Source organism: Clostridium sediminicola (genome assembly GCF_050402865.1).
Taxonomy (GTDB): domain Bacteria; phylum Bacillota; class Clostridia; order Clostridiales; family Clostridiaceae; genus Clostridium_AF; species Clostridium_AF sediminicola.
Genome location: NZ_BAABMF010000001.1, coordinates 512,580 through 537,725 on the forward strand (window position 1 = coordinate 512,580; position 25,146 = coordinate 537,725).

Below are 25,146 nucleotides of genomic sequence, written 5' to 3' on the forward strand. Positions count from 1 at the left end.
CCTTTTTATTATTTAAACTTATATTGTAAAACAGAATTTATACATGCCTCAAAATTGTACATCATAAACATATTGAGACATGTATAAAATATTAGTTAAACGAAAAATTTTATAGCTGATCTTTATATTGTTCGTTGCTGATTCTTTCAATAGGCTCAACATATTGTTTATCACTAGAATCAAAATCTTCAGTATCTTTTATTGAGTTGAAGTCAGCCACCTTTTGATATGAATCTTCAATGTCAAAGCTAACATTTTCTTTTCTTCCTTCGTACATAAATGGCGTTCCAATCACTTTTTCTTCAATAGGCCTATTCTTCATTTCGCTTAAGCTAGCCTTTTCTTTAGCACAAGAAACGCAAATATCTGTATATGGTAGCCCTTCAAGCCTTTCATCAGATATCTTTTTACCACAACTTTTGCATTTACCATAAGAACCTTTTTCGATATTATCTAACGCAGAATTTATCTCATCAAGAATCTTCTCTTGTTCCACTTTTAAAGCCATTGCTTTTTCTGCATCAAACAATTCTGTAGCCGTGTCTGACGGGTGATTATCATAAAAGGATAACTCTGAAGCCATTTCATTGCGGATATCACTCAATTCACCATTTTTTATAGATTTTATTAAATTTATTTTTTGATTTTTTTCATTCAAAAGTTCTTCTTTATAGTTCTGTATTTTTTTATTTTTCATAAACAACACCTCGTTCTTATTTTAACCAGATTGTTATTTATATATAAAAACTTTTAGAACCATTCATTCCATTATTTTAATTTACATAATCATCTTACTTTAATAGTCTAACTAAACTGTAATTCATACGATTTTTTTAAAATTTTATGTAATAGAATTATTATATAATTACATATTTAAAAGTAAACTTCTAATTATTACACTGGAATTTTTAACAGCTATTGGAACAAATTTATTAAAATCTATATGTGCACCTGTACAAGCATTATCTGAAATAGATCTAATAATAACGAAAGGAACACTATTCAAATAACAAACTTGAGCAATACTAGCACCTTCCATTTCACATGCTTTAGCATTAAATTCATCACTAAACCATTCAACTTTCTCTACACTATCAATAAATTGATCTCCTGAAACAACAATACCTTCATGAATATTTATGTTGCTAATTGTTTTTGCTGAATCAACAGCAGATTTAAATAGTTTTTCATCACTTTTAAAATCAAAACAATCCATTCTAGGGATTTGTCCAATTTTTGAACCAAATGCTGTAACATCCATGTCATGTTGAATAAGTGATGAGGCTATAACAACGTCACCTGGGATTACTTCTTTACCTATACCGCCTGCTACTCCCACATTAATAACACTATCAACGTTAAAATCATCTATTAATATTTGTGCACACACTGCTGCATTAACTTTTCCTATACCACATTTTACAACTACAACTTCATTTTTATAAAGTTTTCCAATATTGAAATTCATCATTGCTTTTGATACTACCTTATCTAATTCTATATCCTGAAGTAAAATACTTACTTCTTCGTCCATTGCTCCAATAATGCCTATACTCATAATTACCTCCCAAATTAAATATTAAATACATACCTTTATACTTTATCAAATTTTTAAACTAAATACAATTCTTAAGATAAAAAGTCTCACTCATCAGAGCAAGACTTTTTTTAAATGTTATCAATTTCTGATTCTAATTCATCTATTTCAAAGAATTCATCATTATCAACTAAAACCGCAACTTCATCTTTTTTATTCTCTAAAATAGGTTCATTTATATCTGAGTCTAATTCCATATTTTCACTTAATAAATTACTTTCTTTTCCTGTTTCATTCTCTTTTGTTTTTCTTTCTTCACTTAAAACCTCTTCAATTTCATTTTCAATAGTCTTTGAAAATGAATAAGATGGTTCAGTATGAGTTATACTAAAGTTTCTTGCAAAATCTTTTTCTAATTCTTCAAAAAGTTCAGTTTGAGATTTCATAAAATTTTTATATTTTGTTTTAAATGATAAAAATTCATTTTTTACTCTGTCATACTCATTGTTTATTTTTATAACTTCTCTATGTGAATTATCAATAATTTTTTGAGCAGACTCACTTGATCTTTTAATTATCAGTTCTGCTTCATCTTGAGAATTCTTCTTCAATTGTTCAGCATTCTTTTGAGCCATTACTAAAGTATTATTTATAGTATCTTCAATCTTTTTATAGTTTTCCAATTTTTCTTCAAGGACTTCAAGTCTTTCTTTTAATGATGAATTTTCTTTATATAGCGTTTCATAATCTTCTGCAATATCTTCTAAAAATTCATCTACATCATCTACATCATAACCTCTAAAACTTTTTTTAAATTCTTTATTTTCTATGTCCATAACAGTAATTTTCAAAACAAACACCCCCATAATCAATTGTATATCTTAATTTTTAGCTTCAGTTTTCCTTTCTTTGTTTGACCAATTACATCTTTAACAACTAATTTCCCTTTTCCTCTTAAAGTAATAATATCATTTTCTTTTATTTTATAATCATTTTTATAATTTTTTTTGTAATTGATAAATGCTCCTCCGCCATTAATAGTAGCAACAGCATTTCCTCTTGGAATATTAAAAGACGCTGCAATAATTGCATCCAATCTTAATGATGGAACCGAAATCACTTTTTCAAAGAAACTATATTCAGGTAACTCATCAGTATTAATATCTAATAGATTTACTTTTACTGGAACATTATTTATCTTATCTAAATTTACTCTAACAAAGTCTGAAACTTTCTCGATGACAGGACAATAACATTTGTCTTCATCAATAATTAAATCTCCAAATACTTCTCTTTTTAAACCCAGATGTACAAGTGAACCTAAATAATTTCGATGATATAATTTATTATACTTTGATTGTTTTTTTATTCTTAATACTTTTATAGGCATACTTTCATTAAAATCCAAAATGCTATAAGGTCTAATAATTGCATACTTTCTTTCAGCTTCGCTAAAAACACCTTCGAATTTAACTTCACAAGGCAATCTATCATGCATCTGTTCAACAACACGCCATATTCTTGGAGTTAAAAATAACTCACTATATTTAATTTTATTTGTTTTTTCACACATGCATATTTTTTCGTATAAATTCGAAACTACTAATTTATCTTCTATATCAAAACACTTTAAAAAATTCTCTCTATTCATCTTTATCCTTTATTACTTATTCCAATTTAAAATACCTTTATTTTTTAATTCTGATTTAAGTTCACTAGATACTTCAACATTAGACGGTGAAAGCACAAAAACACCTTTGTTAACTTCTTCCAAAACTCCTCCCAATGCATAACTTGCGCCAGCTATAAAATCTAATAACCTCTGCGCAATGCTAGATTCAATGCTAGACATATTTATCAAACAAATTTTCCTGTTTTTTAAATTATCACAAATCTCAACTGCTTCATTGTAATGAGTAGGTTTTATAATAACAACTTTAGTAGATTGAGCAGAATGTATACTGACAACCTTTGAATTTTGTTTTATATTTGCATTCATAGAATTTGAATTTGCATAATCAAACATATTACTAACATCATCAGTTTTGCTTATAGCTTCTTCTTCAAATTCTTCTATCTCATCATATTCATCCGAAAACCCCAGATAATCTTTAACTTTATCAAAAATTTTAGCTGACAAAATTTACCCTCCTATACGTTTACTTATTATAAACTCTTTTTCCGAATATTCCTTCACCAATGCGAATTAAATTAGCTCCATGATTGACTGCATATTTATAGTCTCCTGTCATTCCCATAGATAAATACTTCATCTCAATGTTTTTATATGTTTCTTGACCTAATTCATAAAATAATTTTTCCATTAAAGAAAAGTATTGTTGACATGATTCTTCATTTCCTTTTGGAATAACAGTCATCAAACCTTTTACTTTAACATTTTTACATTTTTCACATTCTTTAATAATTTCATCTAAGTCTTCTACAAAAATTCCCCATTTTTTTATATCTTTTGAAATATTAACTTGAATTAAAACATTAGCAATTTCATTTTTGTCAGAAAATTTCTTTTCAATTTCTTTTAATAATTTAATTGAATCTAAAGAATGTATTAAAAAAACCTTACCTACTATATATTTTACTTTATTTTTCTGTAAATGTCCAATAAAATGCCATTTTACATCTTTATGGAATACTTCGTATTTTGAAGTAAAATCTTGTACTTTATTTTCCCCAAAATGTTTAATTCCTAATCTATACACACTTTCCATTTCTTCAATAGTTCGTGTTTTGGAAACTGCAATTAACTCTGCCTCTTTTCCTTCTATGACTTTGTTAATATTTATTAAATTTTTTTCAATAGTCACTATAACACCTCACAATAATTTTAATTTGATTTATCTTCTAATTTTAATTCATGCATATAATTTTCATTTAATTTACCATTGAAAGCATATATTCTAATATCATCAGATTTTTTGATCCTGACTCTAATGCCTCTTATTCTTAAAAATGATATACAATTCCCTTCAGATTCCATGTAACTTATCAATTTTTCTTTATCACCAATAGCATTTACAATAAATGGTTGAGGATATTTAATCCAATTAACTTCTATTAAAGGACCGTTACAGAGTAAATGTGTTTGGTCTGTTACCCTTTGACCATTAATAGAAATCACTTCTGCTCCAGCATTTTTTAAATCATTTATTAAATTTCTCATATCAAAATCATGTATTATAGACATGGAATCATTATTATAAGATTCCGCATCTCTTAGTTCTATTGAAATTCCTTCTCCCTCAACATCTGCTTTACCTAATATCATATAATTCAAAGCAAGCTCATCTTTCATTTCGTTCATAACTTTATCATTACTGTCAAAGGATTCTTTATAAGTTTCCAACTTTTCACTATGTTCATAACGTAAATTTCTTAAATTCTCTATTTCATTCATCAATTTATTCTTTTTATTATGTGCTTCAATATACTCAGTAGGAGTTAAATAAATTCTTTTATTTGTATCTTGAATCACAATGTTAGAAGATATTAAAATTCCTAATAAAATTGAAGCAATAAACAAAAAAATCTTTGCTTCATTTTTTTTCATTTTATCACCTCTTTAGTGCAATCTACTTTCTTCAAGTTTATCTAAAAGCATTCGTCTTATAAGTGAGAAATTGTTGAAAATCCTACTTCCAAAAACGATAATTGCCGCAATATATACAGGCATTTCCAATTTATCGCCCAAATAAGTTAACAATGCTGCCAAAATTGCGTTCCCAAAAAAACCTGAAATAAATACATCGGTTCTAAATTTTTTCTCCATAACTGCTTTTAGCGCACCAAAAACTGAGTCTAAACACGCTAATATAGCTACTGACAAATATGCATCAAACTGAGATGGAATAGCTATATTACTAAACATCCCTACTAATATTCCAATTATCAAACCAATAAAAATTATCATATAAACACTCCTAGTCTTTTTTTAAGGGTTTCGCATAAATAAAATCAAAGTTAATACTTGATTTGAATATTTCCACACTATCTACAGGCTGAATACTGGTTTTAAACCCTTGAAAACTTTCTTCTAATATTCCAGGAAACATCAATGCCTCTTTTAGCTTTTCTTTATTTCCAATTGCTTTAATAATAACTTCCTGCGTCATAGGAATTCTTTCATTATTAATAAAAATTGCATTACCTGCATTTCTAATACCTGTTCTAGAAGATATTCTAATATCATTTATAGAGATTGCTTCTGCGTCTGCAAAATTCAATTCATTTACTATTTTAACTAAATCTCCGTAGTTAAGATAAGGTGCTTGCTCAGGGTTTGCAAATATATCATTATCTGGCGTTACTTTTAATATTATCCCAGCTCCTACAACATCAGTTTTTCCCATCAACACTCTAGTATTTTCTAGTTCTTGTACTATAGCTTTTGTTGTAGTATCTTCATTAGCCGCAGCCGTTTCAAAAACTTTTATTTGTTCCGACAAATCATTTATTTGTTTTTCTAATTCTTCTTTCTGTTTATTCAAGCGTTCATTTTCTACAGTAATTTGGGCAATATTTTTTTCCCCACTAGATAATCCTTTTTTAGATACCGCTTTTATCTGATATGTTATCATAAATCCTAATAAAATCGATACAATGGCTAAAGCAATTTTCCCACTAATTTTTTTCATATTATGCCTCCTAATTCTCTACATAAAAAACTGGATTTCCTTTATAACTAACATCAACATATCCTTTCTTATTTAATAAATTTCTTTCATAAAGGATATTAATTCCGATATTCAATTTGCTTTTTAATTCAGATGCATCTCCTATCATTATACGCATATCACCATAATACAATTCAATATCAGCCAAATCAGTAATGTCTATGCTATTTGGTTTTTCAATATCTGCTTCAAGCTTTCTTAAAAGCCCTGTTAAAGAAGAAACAATATCAATTTTTCTATTGTCCGCTACTTCTAATGATTCTCCTTCTTTTAATTTTTCATATCCAAGTCCAATAATTTCGATTAGTTTTCTATCCTCCAAGTCATCTTTTTTATCAAAAACATAACCATTGGCATCCAATAAATAATAACATCCATTATTATATACGTAAAAAATATAATTTCGTTCTTCTATATCTATTATAATACTATTTGGTATTTTTTTCTTAATATTTAAATCAGCTATTTCTTTATTAACTAAAATACTTTTCTTTATATCCTTTGGTTTTTGTAAAAAAATGTTTGTCCCTAGTTTAATATTTGACGATTCTATTATTTTTTCAGATTTTATACTTAGATTGTTTCGAACAATTATATTTTTAACTTCAAAAATTGGCAGCTTTATTAATAAAAAAATTGTGATTGTAGTTAAAAAAATAAAAAAAAGAACCCTTTTTGAAAATTTATTTTTTCTCTTTTTTTTCTTATTTTGCATTAAATTATCCTTTCTCATTAGAGTAAAAACTATTAATATGATACCACAAAATGTAATTTTGTTCTATGTATATTAAAAAAATTTACATAATATTATTAGATTGAATTTGCAATATTTATAAAGCAAGCAACAAGTTTCGTCCTTTACAATATTCATAACTTATGTAAAAAAAAGCTATCGATTATCTATCAATAGCTTTAATACTATATTCTTTTCTTTGTATGTTTTGAAATATTCAAAAGAATTCCCATTGCACTTAAATTAATTACCAAAGAAGACCCTCCATAACTAATAAACGGTAACGGAACTCCCGTTACTGGCATAGAACCTGTAACAACTGCGATATTTATAATTGCTTGAATAGCAATTATTGCTGTTATACCTATAGCCAACATAGTTCCATATACATCTGGTGACTTCATAGCTATAGAAATTCCTCTAGCAATAAACAATATAAATAAAGCAATTATAAATAAGCATCCTACTAAACCAAGTTCTTCTCCAATAATGGCAAAAATAAAATCATTATGGGGTTCAGGAATATAGTAACATTTTTGTCTTGACAACCCTAAACCAGTTCCTAACAATGAACCTGATCCAAGTGCTAATAGAGATTGAATTAATTGGTACCCATCACCTCTAGGGTCTGCCCAAGGATTTAAAAATGTCATAAATCTCTTCATCCTATAAGGTTCGAAATATGTTGCTGCTCCCCCTGCTGCACCTATTAAAAGCAAGACTAATGAAATATGGCCTATTTTACAACCTGCTGCAAATAGAACTATTAAAGTAACTATCATTATTACTGCTGCTATACTTAAGTTTTTCTCAGCAAGAACAAGACTTGCAAATAGCCCAGACACAATCAGATACGGAATAACACCATATGTAAAACTTCTAATTTTACTACCTTTGTTTGAAATACTTTTTGCCATATATAAAACCACAACGTATTTTGCTATTTCGGAAGGTTGAATGGATAATGGTCCTATAAGAATCCACCTCCTAGCACCATTAATAGCTGGAAATATTGGTAATAGGACTATTAATAATAAACCAATAGATACAATCATTATTTTACCAGTATTTTTCTTTATAAAATGATAGTCAATTCTTGATATTATTATCATAAATACAAAACCAATGATTGCAAAAAAACCTTGTCTTTGTAAAAAATACATATCATTTTTATACCTATATAAAGCTATATATGAGCTAGCACTGTAGACCATTATGACCCCAATTGCTACCAAAAGTAATATTGTAGATAACAATACAAAATCTATTTGTTGATTTTTTGTATAAGATTTTGTCATTTAATCACCTCCCGCCTAAACTTAAAAATCTACATGATAGATAAAAAACCTATCAAGCAAAGTATTATTGTAACAATAGAAAATACCACCACAACTCTTGTTTCATGCCACCCACATAGTTCAAAATGATGGTGAAGTGGACTCATTTTAAAAACTCTTTTACCAGTAGTCTTAAATGATATTACTTGAATAATAACTGATAGTGTTTCTGCTACATATACTCCTCCTACGATTATAACCAATAATGGCAATTTTAATACCATAGCTATTGCACCTAATGCTCCACCTAAAGCTAAAGACCCTGTATCCCCCATAAAAACCTTAGCTGGATAAGCATTAAAATGCAAAAATCCTAGTAAGGCTCCTGCTAAAGCTCCACAAAATAATGCCACCTGCATATTACCTAAAGAAAGCGCTACTGATGCAAAAAAAGTCATTACCAAAGTTGTAATTGTTGTTGATAGTCCATCTAATCCATCCGTAAGATTAACTGCATTTGTAGCCGCTGAAAAATATAATACAATAAAAGGTATATATACTATCCCTAAATCAATTTGAATTTTAGCAAATGGTATTATTATACTTGATCCGATTTCTGGACTTTTATATGCAAATACTGCTAAGATAGTAGATGCTATCAATAATAGTAACATCTTTTGTTTTGGTTTTAATCCTTCATTTTTTTTACGTACAATATTCAAATAATCGTCTAGAAAACCGATTCCGCCAAAAGCCAATATAGCAAATATAATTGCTACAGAAGTTGTACTTAAATTTCTATCAATTATTAATACTGAAACTACAGAAGAAACTATAAAAATAATTCCACCCATTGTAGGTGTTCCTGATTTTTTTTGATGACTTTTGGGTCCTTCTTCTCTTATATTTTGTCCAAACTTTAATTTATGTAACATTGGGATAACTAACGGCCCTAGAAGTAATGCTAATATAAATGCTACTATTACAGAATATATCACTAAGTTCATAATTATTCTCCTTTTTTGTCTTTATCTTTTAATAATGTTACTATCTTTTCAAATCTTTCACTTCTAGATGCCTTGACTAAAATAACATCATCTTTATAAATTATGCTCTTTAAGTTGTTCAAAATTTCATCAAGATTATTGAATTTAACAAATTTCTTTTCATTTTGATATCCTTCTAAATATGCATCTGTATATTCCCCACACACCACTAACAAATCAATTTTTTTATCTTTTATATATTCCCCTACATCTTTATGCATCTTATATGCTACTTCTCCTAATTCTTTCATAGAACCTAAAACTGCAACTTTTCTTCTATCTTTATAGGAATATAAGACATCAATAGCAGCTTTCATAGAATCAGGACTAGCATTATAACAATCATCAATTATCGTATATTCATCTGTATTACTTAGGTCAAGTCTCATAGATGTTCTTTCGATATTATTTAGTCCCTCTCTCATTTCATCAAAAGTTAAATCTAGAAGCATACAGCATTTAATCCCTAATAAAGTATTTAAGATATTGTGTCTACCGGGAATATCAATTTTGAAGCTTTCAGATTCATGAGAAAGATCAAATTCCGAAAAAGAAATTTCACTTCTAACATTAGATGCTAATAAATTATTATTCTTATTAAATCCTACTTTTAAAATATCAAAATTATTACTATGAATTTTATTTAAAAGATCATCTTCTCCATTTACAATTAACTTATTATTTTTTTGAAAAAAATCTGTAATTTCAAATTTTGCTTTAAGAATATTCTCTCTAGTTTTTAAAAATTCTATATGAGAAACTCCTATATTTGTAATAATCCCTATGTCAGGTCTTGCAACTTTGGCCAACCTGTGTATTTCACCAAAATCACTCATTCCCATTTCTAGTACTGCTATATCATAACTTTTATCAAGTGAAAAAATCATTAATGGTAATCCAATTTCATTATTAAAATTACCTTTTGTTTTAAAAACTTTGTATTTAATACTAAGCATTGCCGCTAGTATATCTTTTGTAGAGGTTTTTCCAGTAGATCCTGTAATACCTATTACTTTTATATTTAATCTGCTTCTATAATATTCAGCTAAATTTAACAAAGCATTCTTTGTATCATCCACTTGCACAACGCTAGTACTACTATCAATTTCACTAATGTCAAAACATAAATCATCTATTATACAAAGACCCGCTCCTTTTTTACTACCTTCTACTACAAATTCATTTCCATTAAAATTTTCACCTCTTAAAGCAATAAAAATAGAGTTTTTTTCGATTTTTCTGGAATCAGTAGTTAAAGTATTGAACTCTTTTATATTTGAATTTGACTTTTTTATTAACTTTCCTTCAACAGCCTCAATAACTTCTTTCAAAGTAATGCTCTCCACTAATTTTCCTCCTTTAGTATTTCGTCAACAATTTCTCTCTCGTCAAAATGAATAGTTTTATCTTTTAATACTTGATAATCTTCGTGACCCTTACCTGCAATTACAATAACGTCATTCTCTCTTGCAATAGATATAGCTTTTTTAATTGCATCTCTTCTATGTTCAATAACTATTACATCCTCTTCTTTAGCTATTCCTTTTAAAATTTGATTAATAATTTCCATTGGTGGTTCAGTTCTTGGATTATCAGAAGTAACAATTGCTATATCAGAAATTTCAGAGCCTATTTTACCCATAATAGGTCGTTTTTCATTATCTCTGTCACCACCACAACCAAATACACCTATTAGTCTCCCTTTAGTAAATTCTTTAGCCGTTCTAAGAATGTTTTCTAAACCATCTGGTGTATGTGCATAATCTATTATGATTTCAAAATTTAAATTATGCTCTTTTGCTACTAGTTCACATCTTCCAGGAACTGTAACATCTTTGAGCCCACTAATTATATCTTCCTTTGATACTCCTTCTACTAAGCAAGTTACTATACTTCCCAATGCATTGTAAACATTATATAGACCTGGAATATTCAAATTAATATTACTCGTAACCCCATTAGTCTCTAGCTTGAAGTCTACCCCTTTTGAGTGGGAGTTAACATCTTTTGCAACATAATCACTATTAGCATTAATTGAATATGTAGTATATCTAGAATTTATATCTTCTATAATTTTTTCCCCATAACTATCATCAATATTAATAATTGCATGTTTAGCAGATTTAAATAACTGAAGTTTTGCATTATAGTAACTTTCAAAATCATGATGAAAATCAAGATGGTCTCTAGTTAAATTTGTAAAAATACCATAATCAAAATCTACACCATATACTCTATCCAAGCTCAAAGAGTGTGAAGAAACTTCCATTATACAATAATCTACATTTTCGTCAATCATCTTTCTAAATAATTTTTGTAATTCCAAGGACTCTGGTGTTGTTCTTTCAGATTTAATTTTTGTAGTACCAATATAATTAGCAATAGTTCCAACTAACCCTGTTTTATAACCTGCTTTTTCTAATATAGCCTTGATCATAAATGTAGATGTTGTTTTTCCATTAGTCCCAGTTATACCAATAACTTTTAATTTTTTAGATGGATTACCATAGAAGTTTGCTGAAACCAAAGCTAAAGTTTTTCTTGTATCTTCAACTGTAATAAAAGTAATATGTTCATCAACTTTTGAGCTTTTGGCAGCAATAATAACACTGGCTCCCTTCTCTATTGCATTTTGAATATAATCATGTCCATCTACCTTAAATCCCTTGATACATATAAAGATATCGCCCTTTTCAACTTTTCGTGAATCGTACTCTATTTTATTAACCTCGATTTCAGTAGATCCATTTGTAATTTTATATTCTATATCACTTAGAACTTCTTTTAATATCATTTAAACACCTCTATTTCACGAATTTTTATATAACAATAAACCACTTCAATTATAAATTTATACAAATCACTAACTCATTGATTCCTGAGCCGTTATCCATGTATAGATTAAGTTTGCGTAGGGTTCATTAATAAGTGATTAGCTAAATTGGCTAATCACTTATTTCACATTATACCATTATTTTAATTAAAGTAAAAAATTATCAATCTCCAATTATCTCTAATTCAAATTTAAGAGTAGTGCCTTTATTAATAGATTTTCCTGCCTCAATACTTTGATGTGATATCAAGCCTTCACCTGCAAAATTATATTTGATACCTAGATTATCTAAAATAATTATAGCTTTTTCTCTACTTAATCCTGAAAAATCTGGTACAACAATATCACTATTTCCTTTTGCAATTGCTCCTAAATGAAGTATCACTTCACTATTTTCCTTAACTGTGTATCCAGGCTTTGGAGTAATATCTTCAATATACTCTCCCTGCCCACTTATTTCAAAATCTAAATTGGCTTCTTTTAAAACTTCTATCCCTTCAGATTTCTTATAACCCCTAATTTCTGGTACTATTACATCAGTTAACAATTCATCCTTATTATAAATACTTGCCATATTCAAGTAATTAAATACATCAACAAAAATACCTCTTGCAACTGGAGCAGCAATCTGACCAGCATAGTAGTTTGACGGATCAGGCTCATCAATTGAAATGAAAACAGTTAGTTCAGGTTGTTTTCCTGGTAAAACTGGTGCCATTCCTCCAAAAGATGCAACATACTTTTGATTTGCATATCTACCATCAATAACTTTTTGAGCTGTTCCAGTTTTACCTCCAATATGATACCCTTCAACGAAAGCTTTTTTTCCGCCACCTTCAGATACAACTTTTTCCATATACCCTCTTAATCGTTCCATAACAGCTTCATCTTCAACTTGTCTTATATTATAATTATCATAAGGTATTGATTTTTTATCTCCATTTTCATCTGTCCAAGTTATTTCTTTCATTATATGAGGAGTAATTAGTTTACCTCCATTAGCTATAGCATTTATTACTTGTACATATTGAATCGGAGTTAAAGTATTAGTCTGTCCAAAAGAAATGGTAGCTAAATCTGTATCAGTAATATTTTCAGTTTTTTTAATTATCCCTTTTGCTTCACCAGGTAAATCAATGCCAGTCTTTTCTCCTAATCCTAAAAGTTTTATGTGTTTATTAAGTAATTTAGCTCCTAATTTCTCTCCTAATTCCATGAACCCCACATTACACGAATTTTTAATAATATCCACAAAACTCTCTACCCCATGTCCTGTTCTCTTCCAGCAATGAATTATTCTCTTTCCAATGGTTCTACTACCATTACAAACAATTTCAAATTTTTCCTCATCTATTACTTTTTCTGCCATTGCAGCCGCCGCTGTAACTACTTTGAATATTGACCCTGGCTCATATGTATCACTAACTGCTCTATTTCTCCATGATTGTTGCAATTCATCAAACTCTGCACCTTCAACCCATGGATCATTTGGATTATAGTCAGGTTTATTTACCATAGCAAGTACTTCCCCATTTTGAGGATTACTTATAATTATAGTAACTGCATTAGCTTTATTGTCTATCAACGCCTGTTCTGCAGCTTTTTCTGCAAAATGTTGAATCATTTCATCGATGGACAAAACTACATTTTTCCCTTCAACCGGAGGAATATATTCTGAAATTGTATTTCCTAATTCTTGGCTTTTTATATCAGTTTCAGTTATTCGTATTCCTGGTGTTCCTGCCAAATAGCTATTATATTGAAGTTCTATTCCTGTTAGTCCCTTTCCATCAGAATTCGTGTGTCCCATTACATGAGCTAGGAAATTCTCATTGGGATAATATCTAGCTGTATCTGGTGAAACTATTATGCCGTTAATATTCAAGTCAATAATGCTATCCGCTTCTGCTTTTTCTATTCTTCGAACTAATGTCGCCGATGCCATAGGTAATCCACTTGGCAATGTTTTTGTTAATATCTTAACAACATCTTCTTTCTCAACATCTATGGCATTTGAAATTTTATTTCCAATCTCCTCATTGGAAAGTCCTAGTTTTTTTTGTGTCTGTCTCAATGTATTCAAATCGAAATCAACTCTATATACATTTGCACTGACCGCCAATTCATTTCCATTTCTATCCAATATCTCTCCTCGACGAGCTTGAATTTTTACATCACTTGTCCATTGTTGTATCGCTAATGTCTTATAGTCTTTAGATTTTACTAAAGTCAAATAACCTAATCGTATAAATAGAGCAAAAAATAAAAGCAAAAGTATGCCCCCTGCAACTAGCATCCTTCGCTTCATTATCACTTTATCTCTGTATTTTTTAACTGCCACTTTGTATACCTCCGCTAATAAAAATACTTTTTATTTTATCAATAAAACTCTTTTTAACATTCAAATTATCTTTAGGTACATCGATAAAATTATCTTTACTTAAATCAGCAAATACTCTAGTCTCAGAAGTTGGGCATGCCATATTCAAATCATTTACTGCATATTCTTCAATGGAAGAAATATTTTTATATTTCAATAATTCTATTCTCAAATCTTCATTAACTGCATTTACATTATTAATCTGTGCTTTAGTCTCTATTATAGTTTTCTCTAGTTTATTTATTGAAGAATATCTATGAACCACTGAATAACCCATTGTAAAAGTTAAAGCAATAGAAGCATATACTCTCATTCTTAAAAATCTCTGCTCTTTTTTTTCTTTTTTTCTCTTTAAATGCTCTCTCTTAAAATCATCTAGTTCTTTGTATTTTCTATTTTTCTCATTTGGTAAAGAATTAACATTTAATGCACTGCTCCCATTTACATACATGTTTTTATTTGTCATTACCATTTTATTCACCCCAATTTTAATTAGAACTAATTTTTTCTGCAACCCTTAATTTAGCACTTTTACTACGTGAATTTTCTTCCTTTTCAAGTTCAGTTGGCTCAATTGGTTTTCTACTAATCAACTTGATTTTTGGTTTCTTTCCACATGCACAAATAGGAAAATCAGGAGGACATATACAAGGATTACTTAATGTATTGAATTTTGTTTTGACTATTCTATCCTCTAACGAATGAAATGTTATAATGGCTATTCTACCTCCAACATTTAACTTATCAACAGCATCTTCTATAGATTTATTAAGAATAGCTAACTCTTTATTAACTTCTATCCTTATTGCTTGAAAAACTTTTTTCGCAGGATGACCCTTCTTTTGAAATTTCATTGGTATAGCTTTCTTGATAATATCAACTAATTCTAATGTCGTCTCAATAGATTTATTTTCTCTATTCTCTATTATTTTTCCTGCAACCCTAACAGCAAATTTCTCTTCTCCATACTCTCTAAAGATTCTTATTAATTCTTCTTTACTGTATTCATTTACTACATCAAAAGCACTCAATGAATCTTCTTCATTCATCCTCATATCTAGAGGCGCATCTTGCATATAGGAAAATCCTCTTTCTGCTGTATCTAATTGATAGGATGAAACACCTAAATCCATTAGAATACCGTCTACCCCATCTAAAGAAAGTTCCTCTATTATTTCTCTAATATTATAAAAATTATTATGAACATATATCACATTAGAGTAATTAGATAGTTTTTGCTTTGCATAATTCAACGCATTGGCATCTTGATCAATACCTATCAACTTCCCATCAGCATCTAGTCTCTTCAAAATTTCTGAAGAATGTCCTGCTCCTCCTAAAGTACAATCTATATATATACCATTAGGTTTAATATTCAAATTTTCTAAAACTTCGTTTAATAATACTGATATGTGTTTAAATTCCATAACGTCTCCTTTATATACCTAGTTCACTCATTTTTTCTGCTATCTCATCAAAATCTATATCTGAATCATTATAAGACTGCCAAGATTCTTTACCCCAAATCTCTATTCTTGACATTACTCCTATACTTACTATGTCCTTTTTTATATTGGCATATTCTAATAAATTTTGAGTTATTAATGCTCTACCTTGTTTATCAAAGTTCAATTCCGCTGCTCCTGAGAAAAAAAATCTCACAAAAGCTCTTGCGTCTTTACTAGTTAAAGGAAGTTTTTTCAGTTTTTCTTCTAAAAGTTTCCATTCATCCATGGGAAATAAATATAAACATCCGTCTAGACCTTTTGTCAAAACTCCTTTATCACCCAAATGATCTCTAAATTTGGAAGGTATTATTATTCTTTTCTTTGAATCAAGAGAATGTGAATATTCACCAATAAACATAATAACACCCCAATTAAACTACTTCACTCCATTTCACTCCACTTTTAACCACTTTAATGTTATATTTCTATATTACAATAAAAAATCCTCTTTTTCAAAGAACTTTTTTTTATTAAATTAAAAAAAATTTTAATTTTTTTAAATAATTGCTTTTTTACACGTTTTTTTGACTTATATTGTATATTTTTCATTTTATTGTTTTATGAAACACAGTATTTTCATTTATTGAAATACTTATTGATCTAGAGTATAATTTATTAGTATGGTTAAAACACAAAAGTAAGAAATTAAGAAAGGATGTACATAATGAAGTTAGGTATAGTAGGTTTGCCGAATGTTGGCAAAAGCACTCTTTTTAATGCAATAACAAAAGCTGGAGCAGAATCAGCAAATTACCCTTTTTGTACTATAGAACCAAATGTAGGGGTAGTAAATGTACCCGATGAGAGATTAGATGTTTTACAACAGCTTTATAATTCAAAGAAAAAAATCTATGCAAATGTAGAATTCTATGATATTGCCGGCCTTGTAAAGGGAGCAAGCAAAGGTGAAGGTTTAGGAAATAAATTTTTATCTCATATTAGAGAAGTTGCTGCAATAGTACATGTTGTTAGATGCTTCAATGACGATAATGTAGTTCATGTTGAAGGTTCAGTTGATCCTATACGTGATATTGAAACAATAAACTTGGAGTTAATTTTATCAGATATTGAAATTCTAGAGAAAAGAATTGAAAAAACTACAAAATTAGCTAGAAGCGGTAACAAAGATGCCAAAGCTGAACTTAGTTGTATGGAAAATGTAAAAGCTCATTTAGAAAAAGAATTACCTGTCAGAACCTTAGAACTTTCTGAAGAAGAAAGTATAATTGTTAAGAATCTGTTTTTAATTACTTCTAAACCTATTATTTATGTAGCAAACGTATCTGAAGATGATATTATGTCTCAAGAAGATAACGAGCTAGTAAAATTAGTAAAAGAATATGCTTCAAAAGAAAATTCAGAAGTAATTAAAATATGTGCTAAAATTGAAGAAGAACTTTCTACATTAGAAGATGAAGAAAGAATAGAATTACTAGGCGAATATGGACTAACTGAAGCTGGATTAGATCTACTAATCAAATCTAGTTATAAGTTATTAGGCCTAATGAGCTTTTTAACTGCTGGTCCACAAGAAATAAGAGCTTGGACAATCAAAATTGGAACAAAAGCTCCAAAAGCTGCAAGTAAAATTCATTCGGACATTGAGAGAGGTTTTATTAGAGCAGAAACTATATCTTTCGACAAATTAATCGAATGTGGTTCTGAAGCTGCTGCAAAAGAAAAAGGATTTTATCGTCTTGAAGGAAAAGAGTATATAATGAAAGATGGCGATGTTGTTAACTTTAGATTCAACGTATAAAAAGTGCGAATTCAATTTCGCACTTTTTTTATTTTACATATTTTTTCAATTCTTTCTTTACTTTAGTCATAACTTCTTCGTAATTTCCCATTAAAATCTCAACTGCATCTTCTATTGTTTCCATCACATAAATATGAAAATCTTTTCTTTTAATAGCTTCTTCCACTTCTTCTGATAAAATCAAATTTTCTTTATTGGTAATAGGGATCAAAACCCCTTTATCTTTAACATCATCAATTAACTTACAAACATTAAAATATCCCTCAATTTTCTCATTCACTCCACCTATTGACTGAACTGTACCAAATTGGTTCAGAGAGCCTGTAACTGCAATATTTTGTTTTATCGGCACTTTACTAAGTGAACTTATCATACAAATATATTCGGCAACAGAAGCGCTATCACCATCGACTTCACCATATATCTGCTCAAAACTAAGATGAAAGTCTACAGATATTTTAGTATAAATATCTAATTTATTATTTATTAATCCATTTAAAGTATTGACTGCTTTTGAGTGTATCTTGCCACTTAATTCACTTTCTTTTTGAACATCAACAATATTACCACTGCCTTTATAGCAATTACAAGTTATTCTTATTGGTTTACCAATTACAGAATTATTCAACTCTATTACAGATAATCCATTAACTTGACCAACAAGTTTTTCATTAACACTTATTAAGATATGTTTATTGCTATAGAATTCTTCTAACCTTTTTTTCAATATTTCATTATCAGTATTTGGAAAAAACAAACTATCTTTATCAATTAAATCCTTATTAAGTTTCTTAGCTTCTCTATTTGAAAATATTAGAATATCATTTATTTTTTCAATATTGAAATATATTTTATTTTTATTATCCGCTTCCCTTGATAAATATTTAGCTATCTTACCATAACAACTCTTCTCTATTGTTTTGTAGTTATTATCATTACAAAGAGTATCAATAGTATCTACTAACAAGGATTTATTGCTGGTATTAACATTAACCACTGGATTGTATTCAACTTTTATTTTAAATAATTTTTTAAAATCGCTATCATAAGTATATAGAAGATTATACATTTCTGAACTTCCAACTAATATTATTTTTTCATTTATTTCGCAAGCTTCTGGTTTAATAGAATTTATAGTAAGTAGGTCTAGATAATTTTTATTATAGTCTAATTTCACTTTTCCTTCTTCTATAAATTTTTTTAGATAATTATAAGCTTTTGGATAGTTAAGCAGCTTATTTATATCAATAATTAAACATCCTCCATTAGCCTTAACAATTGAACCGGGCATAATCATTGAGATTTCAGTTTGATAAGTACCATTTTTGCTAACATATTCAATATTACCAAATAAATTTGATATTGATGGATCATTTTCAAAAACAACTCTTGGAGCGTTTAAATTTGATGCATCATAAAATACATTTACGTTATATTTGAGTAATAATTCTTTGATACTATTCTCATCATCTTCAAAACTCATTGTGTAATTATTTATTATATCTTTTTCAAGATTACAATAAACATATTCAAGATATTCAAATGCCACCTTATCATCTTCAAATTTAACTTTAATCTCTTCTTTCAAATCAACAGTTTCGTTTTGCAAGTATAATCTAAAGTACTCTTTTAATTTCTCTAATTCTTCAATTTCTTTATCTTTTAACTCATTTAATATTTTCTTTGCTTCTGCCTTTAATTCTTCAACTTTCTCTAACATTTTCGTTTTTTCATCAGACTCTAACAATTCATAATCTTCTTCAGTTACAACCTCTTCTTCTTTATCTAAAGGTATAAACGCAAACCCTTTATAACTTGACTTTATATCAAATCCGCTGTTATGAGCTTTATCCACTAACCCTTCAACGAGTTTTGTTCTGTAAGCTTGAAGAGAATCAATAATGTTTTCTTTATCTTTACAATCATCTGTATTATAAAAATCAAATATGATATCATAATATCTTTTTTGTAGCATTTCTAATTGATCCTTCAAAACAATACCATTACCTTTTTTTAATACTAAAGACTTTGGAATTTCAATAGAATCTTTTATAACATAACAAATATCGCCAAGTACCTTTTTATTAGTCATAAGATTTTCTAGATATTTCTTCATTTTATCTATTTTCAGCAAAGATATATCATCAATAAGATAAACATTAAACCCTCTATTATTAATATAAAATGCATCATTCAATTCCTTGAATACATTTTCTTCGTATTCTGGTATTATGTTATCTCTATTATTGCTTTTTACTTCATCAAAATTTATTGAGTAAACTACCTCTTTAGCACTTAACTCTCTATACATAACAAGCCTCCTTTCCATAATATATTAATATTCGCCAGAGAGTAAAATAGGAACTTGTTCACAAAAATAAAAATTCAATTATTATTTTTATAAAAAGAATACTTTTAAAAAAAATAATACTATGATATAATTTTCAGTAGTTGTATTAGAGATATTATTGATAAATTCTAAGTAAAGGAGTAATATATATGGGCATAAAAGAAAAATTAACTGCAAATTATCAAAAAAATTATTTGAAAAAATATGGTGATAGACTAACTCAAGCACAAGGTAAAGTTTTATCTGTAAAAATGGAGCAAAAATCAGTTTTATGGATTTTTCATAAAATGTTAGTAACTATAATCGTTAAACCTGAAAGAAGTAGAAATATTGTTAAATGTATATATAAAAAGAATAGCTGGTTTAAAAAACCTAAATTTATTTCTGTATCACAAGGTAACTCTTTAATTATTCAAGGTCTAAAAGGTAAAAAAGGTAAAAATTCAAGAGAAAATATCGAAGTTATGAACATAATGAACCTCACTACTAAACAACAACTTATAGCATCTGATGATAATGATGAAAATCTAAAGAAAATCAAGAATGCACAAAAAATAAAATACCGTAATAAATAAAAAGAAACTGAAAAGTTTCTTTTTTATTTATTGAAAAAAAGTAAATATATGCTATTTATAAAAGATATTATACTTGAAAAGAAAAATATAATTACCCATTGTCCTAAATCTATAGCTGTAGTATGAAATATTTCTCTAAAAAATGGTATATACATAATAGACACTAACATTATTATTGAAACAATTACTGCTCCAACTAAATAAATATTAGTAAAAAATTTAATTTCAAATATAGAGTGTTTTTCTGATCTGCACTCAAAAACATGAATCAATTGTGACAATACTAATGTTCCTAAAGTCAATGTCCTACATGTTTCCAAACTCATACCATAGTACTTACCCGCTAAAAATGCTAATATTGTACAAACTCCTATTAAAGATCCTCTTATGAATATTTTTTCACTGAGCCCTCTAGCAAAAATATTTTCATTTTTTTCCCTTGGTCTCTCCATCATTATATCTTTATCTGCAGGATCTAATCCTAATGCTATTGCAGGTAACCCATCAGTTGCAAGATTTACAAATAAAATTTGAATTGGCAATAATGGTGTTTGAATATTTATAATAGAGGCCAAAAACATAGTTAATACTTCTCCTAGATTACAGGATAATAAATATCTTATAAACTTTCTTATATTATTATAAATTATTCTTCCTTCTTCAACAGCTGACACAATAGTTGCAAAATTATCATCTATTAGTATCATTGAAGATGCTTCTTTTGTAACATCTGTTCCTGATATCCCCATGGAGATGCCTATATCTGCTTCTTTTACAGCCGGTGCATCATTAACCCCATCACCGGTCATTGCTACAATATTATTTAGTTTTTTGAAACTTCTTACAATCCTCAACTTATGATTAGGTGTAACTCTTGAAAAAACAGTTATCTTTCTACATCTATCTATCAACTCCATATCAGATAATTTATCTATGTCTATTCCAGATAATACTTCATTATCTTTTTTAGCAATTCCAATTTCTTTTGCAATAGCAAAAGCAGTATTTCTATGATCTCCTGTTATCATAATAGGTTTAATACCAGACATCCTGCATTTTAAAACTGCATCTTTTACTTCTTCTCTTGGAGGATCTTTCATAGCAGCTATTCCTAAAAATACTAAATTTTCTTCTATTCTTTTATTATTTATATCAATATCTGGCTTATAAGCTGCAGCAATACACCTTAGAGCTTCTTTTGTCATATTTTCTACTACTTTAAGAATTTTTCGTTTATCCTCAGTAGTAATTGCCTCACAGGCACCATTTTTATAAATAAACTTACATCTTTTTAAAATAATTTCTGGAGCGCCTTTAACATAAGCTGTTTTATTGTTATTCTCATTTATTACTGCTGAAACTCTTTTTCTAGTAGAATCAAACGGTATTTCAAATATTTTATTCTTACCTTTTAAATAGTTATAATATGTATCTTTGTCATTAAAAAACACTTGTAATAAAGCTTTATCCGTTGCGTCTCCTCTAATAGATTCTTCGAAATTATCTTTATTTTTATCTACAGAACAGTCATTACACAAAACAAAAGCTTTTTTCAATACTTCATTTTTAAATTCTTTATTATTTAAATCATATATTTTTCTGTCAAAATAAATTTTTAGGACTTTCATTTTATTCTGTGTTAATGTTCCTGTTTTATCACTACAAATAATTGATGTACATCCCAAAGTTTCAACTGCAGGTAATTTTCTAATCAAAGCATTTCTTTTAAGCATTCTTGAGACTCCTAATGCTAATGCAACTGTAACAATAGCCGTTAGCCCTTCTGGTATAGCAGCCACTGCAAGAGACACTCCTAATAAAAACATCTGATATTTATCATTTCCTCGTAAAATTCCCATAACAGTTACTATAGCACATATAACTATGCATGTTATAACCAATATTTTTCCCAAAGAATTCAATTTATCTTTTAGAGGCGAACGTTCTCTTTCTATTTCTCCAAGCATCTTTGCAATCTTACCCATTTCAGTTTTCATTCCGATAGATACAACTTTCGCAAGGCCTTTTCCACTTATAATTATCGTTCCCATAAATAATTTATCGTGTCCTTGTAACAAGCTTTTTTCAATACTTTCAGATTCACCAGTAAGCAAAGATTCATCTATTTTCATACCTACTCCTTCTATCAAAGAGCAGTCTGCTGGTATTCTATCCCCACTTTCCAGAACTACCACATCTCCTGGCACCAAAAATTCTGCATTTACTACAATAATATTTCCATCCCTTATTACTTTTGCTGTTGGTGAAGCCATTTCTTTTAATGCTTCAAGTGATTTTTCTGTTCTAAATTCTTGAATAAATCCTAAAATAGAATTCATAACTACAATGATTAGAATAGTTATTGCATCTGCTTTTTCTCCCATAAATAATGATAATATTGTTGCTCCAATAAGAACCCATGTTATAAAATCATTATATTGTTCAAGAAAAATTCTTATTGGTGATACTGCTTTCTTTTTTTCAATGCAATTTGCTCCAAATTTTTTTCTTCTTGTGCTAGCTTCATTATTAGATAACCCACGATAGAACCTTTTATCATTTATCATCTTTTTCCTCCCTTTCTATAGATAATCCAAAGATAAACTTGAATATCTGTACTTTCACCATACATATAAGTACATCTATAACTATACCTATAAATATTTATATGATTTATACCTACTATGTTATGAAAAATTTGAAATTTTTATGGAAAATTATCTTGAATATAAGTTATAATAAAAATACTTGAATTTGAAAGGAGTTTTAAATGTGAAAGAAACTTATTATATATGTGGTCATAAAAATCCTGATACTGACTCTATTTGTTCAGCTTTAGCTTATGCTGATTTTAAGAATAAAACTGAAAATATAACCGCTATTCCTATAAGATTAGGGGAACTGAATAGAGAGACGAAATTTATATTGGATTATTTTGATCTTGATAAACCCAAATTAATGGAAACTATGAAAGCTCAGGTAAGAGATTTGCAAATGGATAAAATTGCTCCTATCTCACCAGAAATCTCAATGAAAACCGCTTGGAATATTATGAAGAAAGAAAATATGAAAACAATGCCTCTCGTCAATAATGAAGGTGTTTTTGAAGGTGTCGTTTCCATATCAGATTTAACTACAACATATATGGATATATGGAACAATTATATTCTAGGTAAAAGTTGTACTACATTTGAAAATATTATTGATACTTTGTCAGGAAAGACTATTATACATAATAAACTAATCGAACATTACAAAGGGAAAATTTTAGTTACAGCAATGGAGCCATCATCTGCAAAAGAACTTATTGAAGAAGGAGACATAATTATATGCGGTAATAGACTTGATTCTATAGAAGCCATTTTAGAGCATAAAATTTCTTTATTGATATTAACAGGTAATTTTACCCCTACAAAAGAAATAATTGAAAAAGCAAAAAAAGCAGGTTGTTCTGTAATATCTACACCTCACGATACATTTACTACATCCCGCTTAATAATTCAAAGCATTCCTGTTAAATATGTTATGTCAAAAGACAATTTAGTTTCATTTAAATCAATCGAGTTCGTTGAGGATATAAGAGAAGTTATGGCTAAAACTAGATATAGAAGTTATCCTGTTCTAAACACTTGTAATAGAGTCATTGGAACTATTTCCAGATATCATTTGATATCACAGAAAAAAAAGAAATTAATCCTTGTAGATCACAATGAATTAAGCCAATCAATAGATGGTGCTGAGGATGCAACTATTACTGAAATAATCGATCACCATAGGATAGCTGATGTACAAACTGGGTTGCCAATATACTTTAGAAATGAGCCTGTTGGAAGTACCGCAACTATAGTTGCAAATATATTCTTTGAGAATGGACTCAGACCATCTAGAAAGATAGCTGGTATTTTAGCTGCTGCAATAATATCTGATACTTTACTTTTCAGATCTCCCACATCTACAAATATAGATAAAATAGTTCTAAATAGACTTGCAGACATAGCAAATATAGATGTTGATGATTTTGCTGATAAAATGTTTAAAGCTGGAACATCTATAGAAAATAAAAGTATTGATGAAATATTTAATGGAGACTTTAAATCATTCACTTTACTAGATAAAAAAATTGGTGTATCACAGATTAATACTATGAACATTGAACAATTTGAATGCAAGAAAGAAGAGTTACTAAATTTTATTGATAAGAAAGCATCAATAGAAGATTATGATATACTTGTTCTTATGTTAACAGATATACTTAATGGTGGATCTAACTTCTTAGTTAGTGGTAAAAATAAAGACATTTTAGCTAATGCTTTCAACAAAAAATTAGTTAACAATGAACTTTATGTCGAAGGCGTCTTATCTAGAAAAAAACAAGTAATACCTCCCATTTCAACTACTATCGAGAATTTAAGATAATACAAAACAAAAGGACTGACTTTATCGTCAGCCTTTTTTCT

General features: G+C 28.4%; 23 protein-coding genes. 3 read left to right on the top strand and 20 right to left on the bottom strand.

Annotation, left to right across the window (positions count from 1 at the left end):
• Positions 1 to 109: 109 nt before the first annotated feature.
• From ACQ3F0_RS02550 to mraZ, 18 genes are all read right to left on the bottom strand, one after another.
• Positions 110 to 697, bottom strand: coding sequence for a TraR/DksA C4-type zinc finger protein (locus ACQ3F0_RS02550; RefSeq protein ID WP_428863457.1), 588 nt, complete (start codon positions 695 to 697; stop codon positions 110 to 112).
• A gap of 168 nt (positions 698 to 865) precedes the next feature.
• Positions 866 to 1,558, bottom strand: coding sequence for a 5'-methylthioadenosine/adenosylhomocysteine nucleosidase (locus tag ACQ3F0_RS02555; RefSeq protein ID WP_428863458.1), 693 nt, complete (start codon positions 1,556 to 1,558; stop codon positions 866 to 868).
• Between the two features lie 110 nt (positions 1,559 to 1,668).
• Positions 1,669 to 2,388: a DivIVA domain-containing protein gene (locus ACQ3F0_RS02560; protein ID WP_428863459.1), complete on the bottom strand. Its 720-nt coding sequence runs from the start codon at positions 2,386 to 2,388 to the stop codon at positions 1,669 to 1,671.
• Positions 2,389 to 2,405: 17 nt separating this feature from the next.
• Entirely contained in the window at positions 2,406 to 3,188 is a 783-nt protein-coding gene (locus ACQ3F0_RS02565; protein WP_428863460.1) for a YlmH family RNA-binding protein, read from the bottom strand.
• A 12-nt stretch (positions 3,189 to 3,200) separates the two neighbouring features.
• Positions 3,201 to 3,677, bottom strand: coding sequence for a cell division protein SepF (locus ACQ3F0_RS02570; RefSeq protein ID WP_428863461.1), 477 nt, complete (start codon positions 3,675 to 3,677; stop codon positions 3,201 to 3,203).
• 19 nt (positions 3,678 to 3,696) lie between these two features.
• Positions 3,697 to 4,362 (bottom strand): YggS family pyridoxal phosphate-dependent enzyme, encoded by a 666-nt coding sequence (locus ACQ3F0_RS02575; RefSeq protein ID WP_428863462.1) that lies wholly within the window; start codon positions 4,360 to 4,362, stop codon positions 3,697 to 3,699.
• A 20-nt stretch (positions 4,363 to 4,382) separates the two neighbouring features.
• Positions 4,383 to 5,105 carry a DUF881 domain-containing protein gene (locus tag ACQ3F0_RS02580; RefSeq protein ID WP_428863463.1) on the bottom strand — a complete coding sequence of 241 codons (723 nt, stop codon included), beginning with the start codon at positions 5,103 to 5,105 and terminating at the stop codon, positions 4,383 to 4,385.
• A gap of 12 nt (positions 5,106 to 5,117) precedes the next feature.
• Complete coding sequence (locus ACQ3F0_RS02585; protein WP_428863464.1) at positions 5,118 to 5,465, bottom strand: small basic family protein; 348 nt, start codon at positions 5,463 to 5,465, stop codon at positions 5,118 to 5,120.
• Between the two features lie 10 nt (positions 5,466 to 5,475).
• Positions 5,476 to 6,189: a DUF881 domain-containing protein gene (locus ACQ3F0_RS02590; RefSeq protein WP_428863465.1), complete on the bottom strand. Its 714-nt coding sequence runs from the start codon at positions 6,187 to 6,189 to the stop codon at positions 5,476 to 5,478.
• Between the two features lie 10 nt (positions 6,190 to 6,199).
• Positions 6,200 to 6,943, bottom strand: coding sequence for a cell division protein FtsQ/DivIB (locus tag ACQ3F0_RS02595; RefSeq protein WP_428863466.1), 744 nt, complete (start codon positions 6,941 to 6,943; stop codon positions 6,200 to 6,202).
• Between the two features lie 203 nt (positions 6,944 to 7,146).
• Positions 7,147 to 8,259: a stage V sporulation protein E gene (gene spoVE, locus ACQ3F0_RS02600; protein ID WP_428863467.1), complete on the bottom strand. Its 1,113-nt coding sequence runs from the start codon at positions 8,257 to 8,259 to the stop codon at positions 7,147 to 7,149.
• A gap of 29 nt (positions 8,260 to 8,288) precedes the next feature.
• Positions 8,289 to 9,245, bottom strand: coding sequence for a phospho-N-acetylmuramoyl-pentapeptide-transferase (mraY, locus tag ACQ3F0_RS02605; RefSeq protein ID WP_428863468.1), 957 nt, complete (start codon positions 9,243 to 9,245; stop codon positions 8,289 to 8,291).
• 2 nt (positions 9,246 to 9,247) lie between these two features.
• On the bottom strand, positions 9,248 to 10,630 hold the full coding sequence (locus tag ACQ3F0_RS02610; RefSeq protein WP_428863469.1) for a UDP-N-acetylmuramoyl-tripeptide--D-alanyl-D-alanine ligase: 1,383 nt from the start codon (positions 10,628 to 10,630) through the stop codon (positions 9,248 to 9,250).
• Positions 10,630 to 12,078 (bottom strand): UDP-N-acetylmuramoyl-L-alanyl-D-glutamate--2,6-diaminopimelate ligase, encoded by a 1,449-nt coding sequence (locus ACQ3F0_RS02615; RefSeq protein WP_428863470.1) that lies wholly within the window; start codon positions 12,076 to 12,078, stop codon positions 10,630 to 10,632. The genes ACQ3F0_RS02610 and ACQ3F0_RS02615 overlap by 1 nt, the downstream gene beginning before the upstream one ends.
• A gap of 202 nt (positions 12,079 to 12,280) precedes the next feature.
• The gene (locus tag ACQ3F0_RS02620; RefSeq protein WP_428863471.1) at positions 12,281 to 14,458 is read right to left on the bottom strand and encodes a stage V sporulation protein D; all 2,178 of its coding nucleotides are present in this window, start codon (positions 14,456 to 14,458) and stop codon (positions 12,281 to 12,283) included.
• On the bottom strand, positions 14,448 to 14,969 hold the full coding sequence (locus ACQ3F0_RS02625; protein WP_428863472.1) for a hypothetical protein: 522 nt from the start codon (positions 14,967 to 14,969) through the stop codon (positions 14,448 to 14,450). The genes ACQ3F0_RS02620 and ACQ3F0_RS02625 overlap by 11 nt, the downstream gene beginning before the upstream one ends.
• A gap of 16 nt (positions 14,970 to 14,985) precedes the next feature.
• The gene (gene rsmH, locus ACQ3F0_RS02630) at positions 14,986 to 15,924 is read right to left on the bottom strand and encodes a 16S rRNA (cytosine(1402)-N(4))-methyltransferase RsmH (protein WP_428863473.1); all 939 of its coding nucleotides are present in this window, start codon (positions 15,922 to 15,924) and stop codon (positions 14,986 to 14,988) included.
• Positions 15,925 to 15,934: 10 nt separating this feature from the next.
• Complete coding sequence (gene mraZ, locus ACQ3F0_RS02635; protein WP_428863474.1) at positions 15,935 to 16,363, bottom strand: division/cell wall cluster transcriptional repressor MraZ; 429 nt, start codon at positions 16,361 to 16,363, stop codon at positions 15,935 to 15,937.
• A gap of 306 nt (positions 16,364 to 16,669) precedes the next feature.
• Between mraZ and ychF the strand changes: the two genes are divergently transcribed.
• Positions 16,670 to 17,764 (top strand): redox-regulated ATPase YchF, encoded by a 1,095-nt coding sequence (gene ychF, locus ACQ3F0_RS02640; protein ID WP_428863475.1) that lies wholly within the window; start codon positions 16,670 to 16,672, stop codon positions 17,762 to 17,764.
• A gap of 28 nt (positions 17,765 to 17,792) precedes the next feature.
• Here the strand turns inward: ychF and ACQ3F0_RS02645 are convergent, their stop codons facing one another.
• The gene (locus tag ACQ3F0_RS02645) at positions 17,793 to 20,075 is read right to left on the bottom strand and encodes an AAA family ATPase (RefSeq protein WP_428863476.1); all 2,283 of its coding nucleotides are present in this window, start codon (positions 20,073 to 20,075) and stop codon (positions 17,793 to 17,795) included.
• 188 nt (positions 20,076 to 20,263) lie between these two features.
• On the opposite strand from ACQ3F0_RS02645, the gene ACQ3F0_RS02650 reads away from it, so the two are divergent.
• Positions 20,264 to 20,689 (top strand): hypothetical protein, encoded by a 426-nt coding sequence (locus tag ACQ3F0_RS02650; protein WP_428863477.1) that lies wholly within the window; start codon positions 20,264 to 20,266, stop codon positions 20,687 to 20,689.
• A 23-nt stretch (positions 20,690 to 20,712) separates the two neighbouring features.
• Here the strand turns inward: ACQ3F0_RS02650 and ACQ3F0_RS02655 are convergent, their stop codons facing one another.
• Complete coding sequence (locus ACQ3F0_RS02655; protein WP_428863478.1) at positions 20,713 to 23,256, bottom strand: calcium-translocating P-type ATPase, PMCA-type; 2,544 nt, start codon at positions 23,254 to 23,256, stop codon at positions 20,713 to 20,715.
• Between the two features lie 205 nt (positions 23,257 to 23,461).
• Between ACQ3F0_RS02655 and ACQ3F0_RS02660 the strand changes: the two genes are divergently transcribed.
• Positions 23,462 to 25,105: a putative manganese-dependent inorganic diphosphatase gene (locus ACQ3F0_RS02660; protein WP_428863479.1), complete on the top strand. Its 1,644-nt coding sequence runs from the start codon at positions 23,462 to 23,464 to the stop codon at positions 25,103 to 25,105.
• Positions 25,106 to 25,146: the final 41 nt, after the last annotated feature.

Coding starts and splice junctions, on each gene's coding strand:
- ACQ3F0_RS02550 (WP_428863457.1), bottom strand. CDS start 697: ATGAAAAATAAAAAAATACAGAACTATAAAGAAGAACTTTTGAATGAA.
- ACQ3F0_RS02555 (WP_428863458.1), bottom strand. CDS start 1,558: ATGAGTATAGGCATTATTGGAGCAATGGACGAAGAAGTAAGTATTTTA.
- ACQ3F0_RS02565 (WP_428863460.1), bottom strand. CDS start 3,188: ATGAATAGAGAGAATTTTTTAAAGTGTTTTGATATAGAAGATAAATTA.
- ACQ3F0_RS02580 (WP_428863463.1), bottom strand. CDS start 5,105: ATGAAAAAAAATGAAGCAAAGATTTTTTTGTTTATTGCTTCAATTTTA.
- ACQ3F0_RS02585 (WP_428863464.1), bottom strand. CDS start 5,465: ATGATAATTTTTATTGGTTTGATAATTGGAATATTAGTAGGGATGTTT.
- ACQ3F0_RS02590 (WP_428863465.1), bottom strand. CDS start 6,189: ATGAAAAAAATTAGTGGGAAAATTGCTTTAGCCATTGTATCGATTTTA.
- ACQ3F0_RS02595 (WP_428863466.1), bottom strand. CDS start 6,943: ATGCAAAATAAGAAAAAAAAGAGAAAAAATAAATTTTCAAAAAGGGTT.
- spoVE (WP_428863467.1), bottom strand. CDS start 8,259: ATGACAAAATCTTATACAAAAAATCAACAAATAGATTTTGTATTGTTA.
- mraY (WP_428863468.1), bottom strand. CDS start 9,245: ATGAACTTAGTGATATATTCTGTAATAGTAGCATTTATATTAGCATTA.
- ACQ3F0_RS02615 (WP_428863470.1), bottom strand. CDS start 12,078: ATGATATTAAAAGAAGTTCTAAGTGATATAGAATATAAAATTACAAAT.
- ACQ3F0_RS02625 (WP_428863472.1), bottom strand. CDS start 14,969: ATGGTAATGACAAATAAAAACATGTATGTAAATGGGAGCAGTGCATTA.
- rsmH (WP_428863473.1), bottom strand. CDS start 15,924: ATGGAATTTAAACACATATCAGTATTATTAAACGAAGTTTTAGAAAAT.
- mraZ (WP_428863474.1), bottom strand. CDS start 16,363: ATGTTTATTGGTGAATATTCACATTCTCTTGATTCAAAGAAAAGAATA.
- ychF (WP_428863475.1), top strand. CDS start 16,670: ATGAAGTTAGGTATAGTAGGTTTGCCGAATGTTGGCAAAAGCACTCTT.
- ACQ3F0_RS02645 (WP_428863476.1), bottom strand. CDS start 20,075: ATGTATAGAGAGTTAAGTGCTAAAGAGGTAGTTTACTCAATAAATTTT.
- ACQ3F0_RS02650 (WP_428863477.1), top strand. CDS start 20,264: ATGGGCATAAAAGAAAAATTAACTGCAAATTATCAAAAAAATTATTTG.
- ACQ3F0_RS02655 (WP_428863478.1), bottom strand. CDS start 23,256: ATGATAAATGATAAAAGGTTCTATCGTGGGTTATCTAATAATGAAGCT.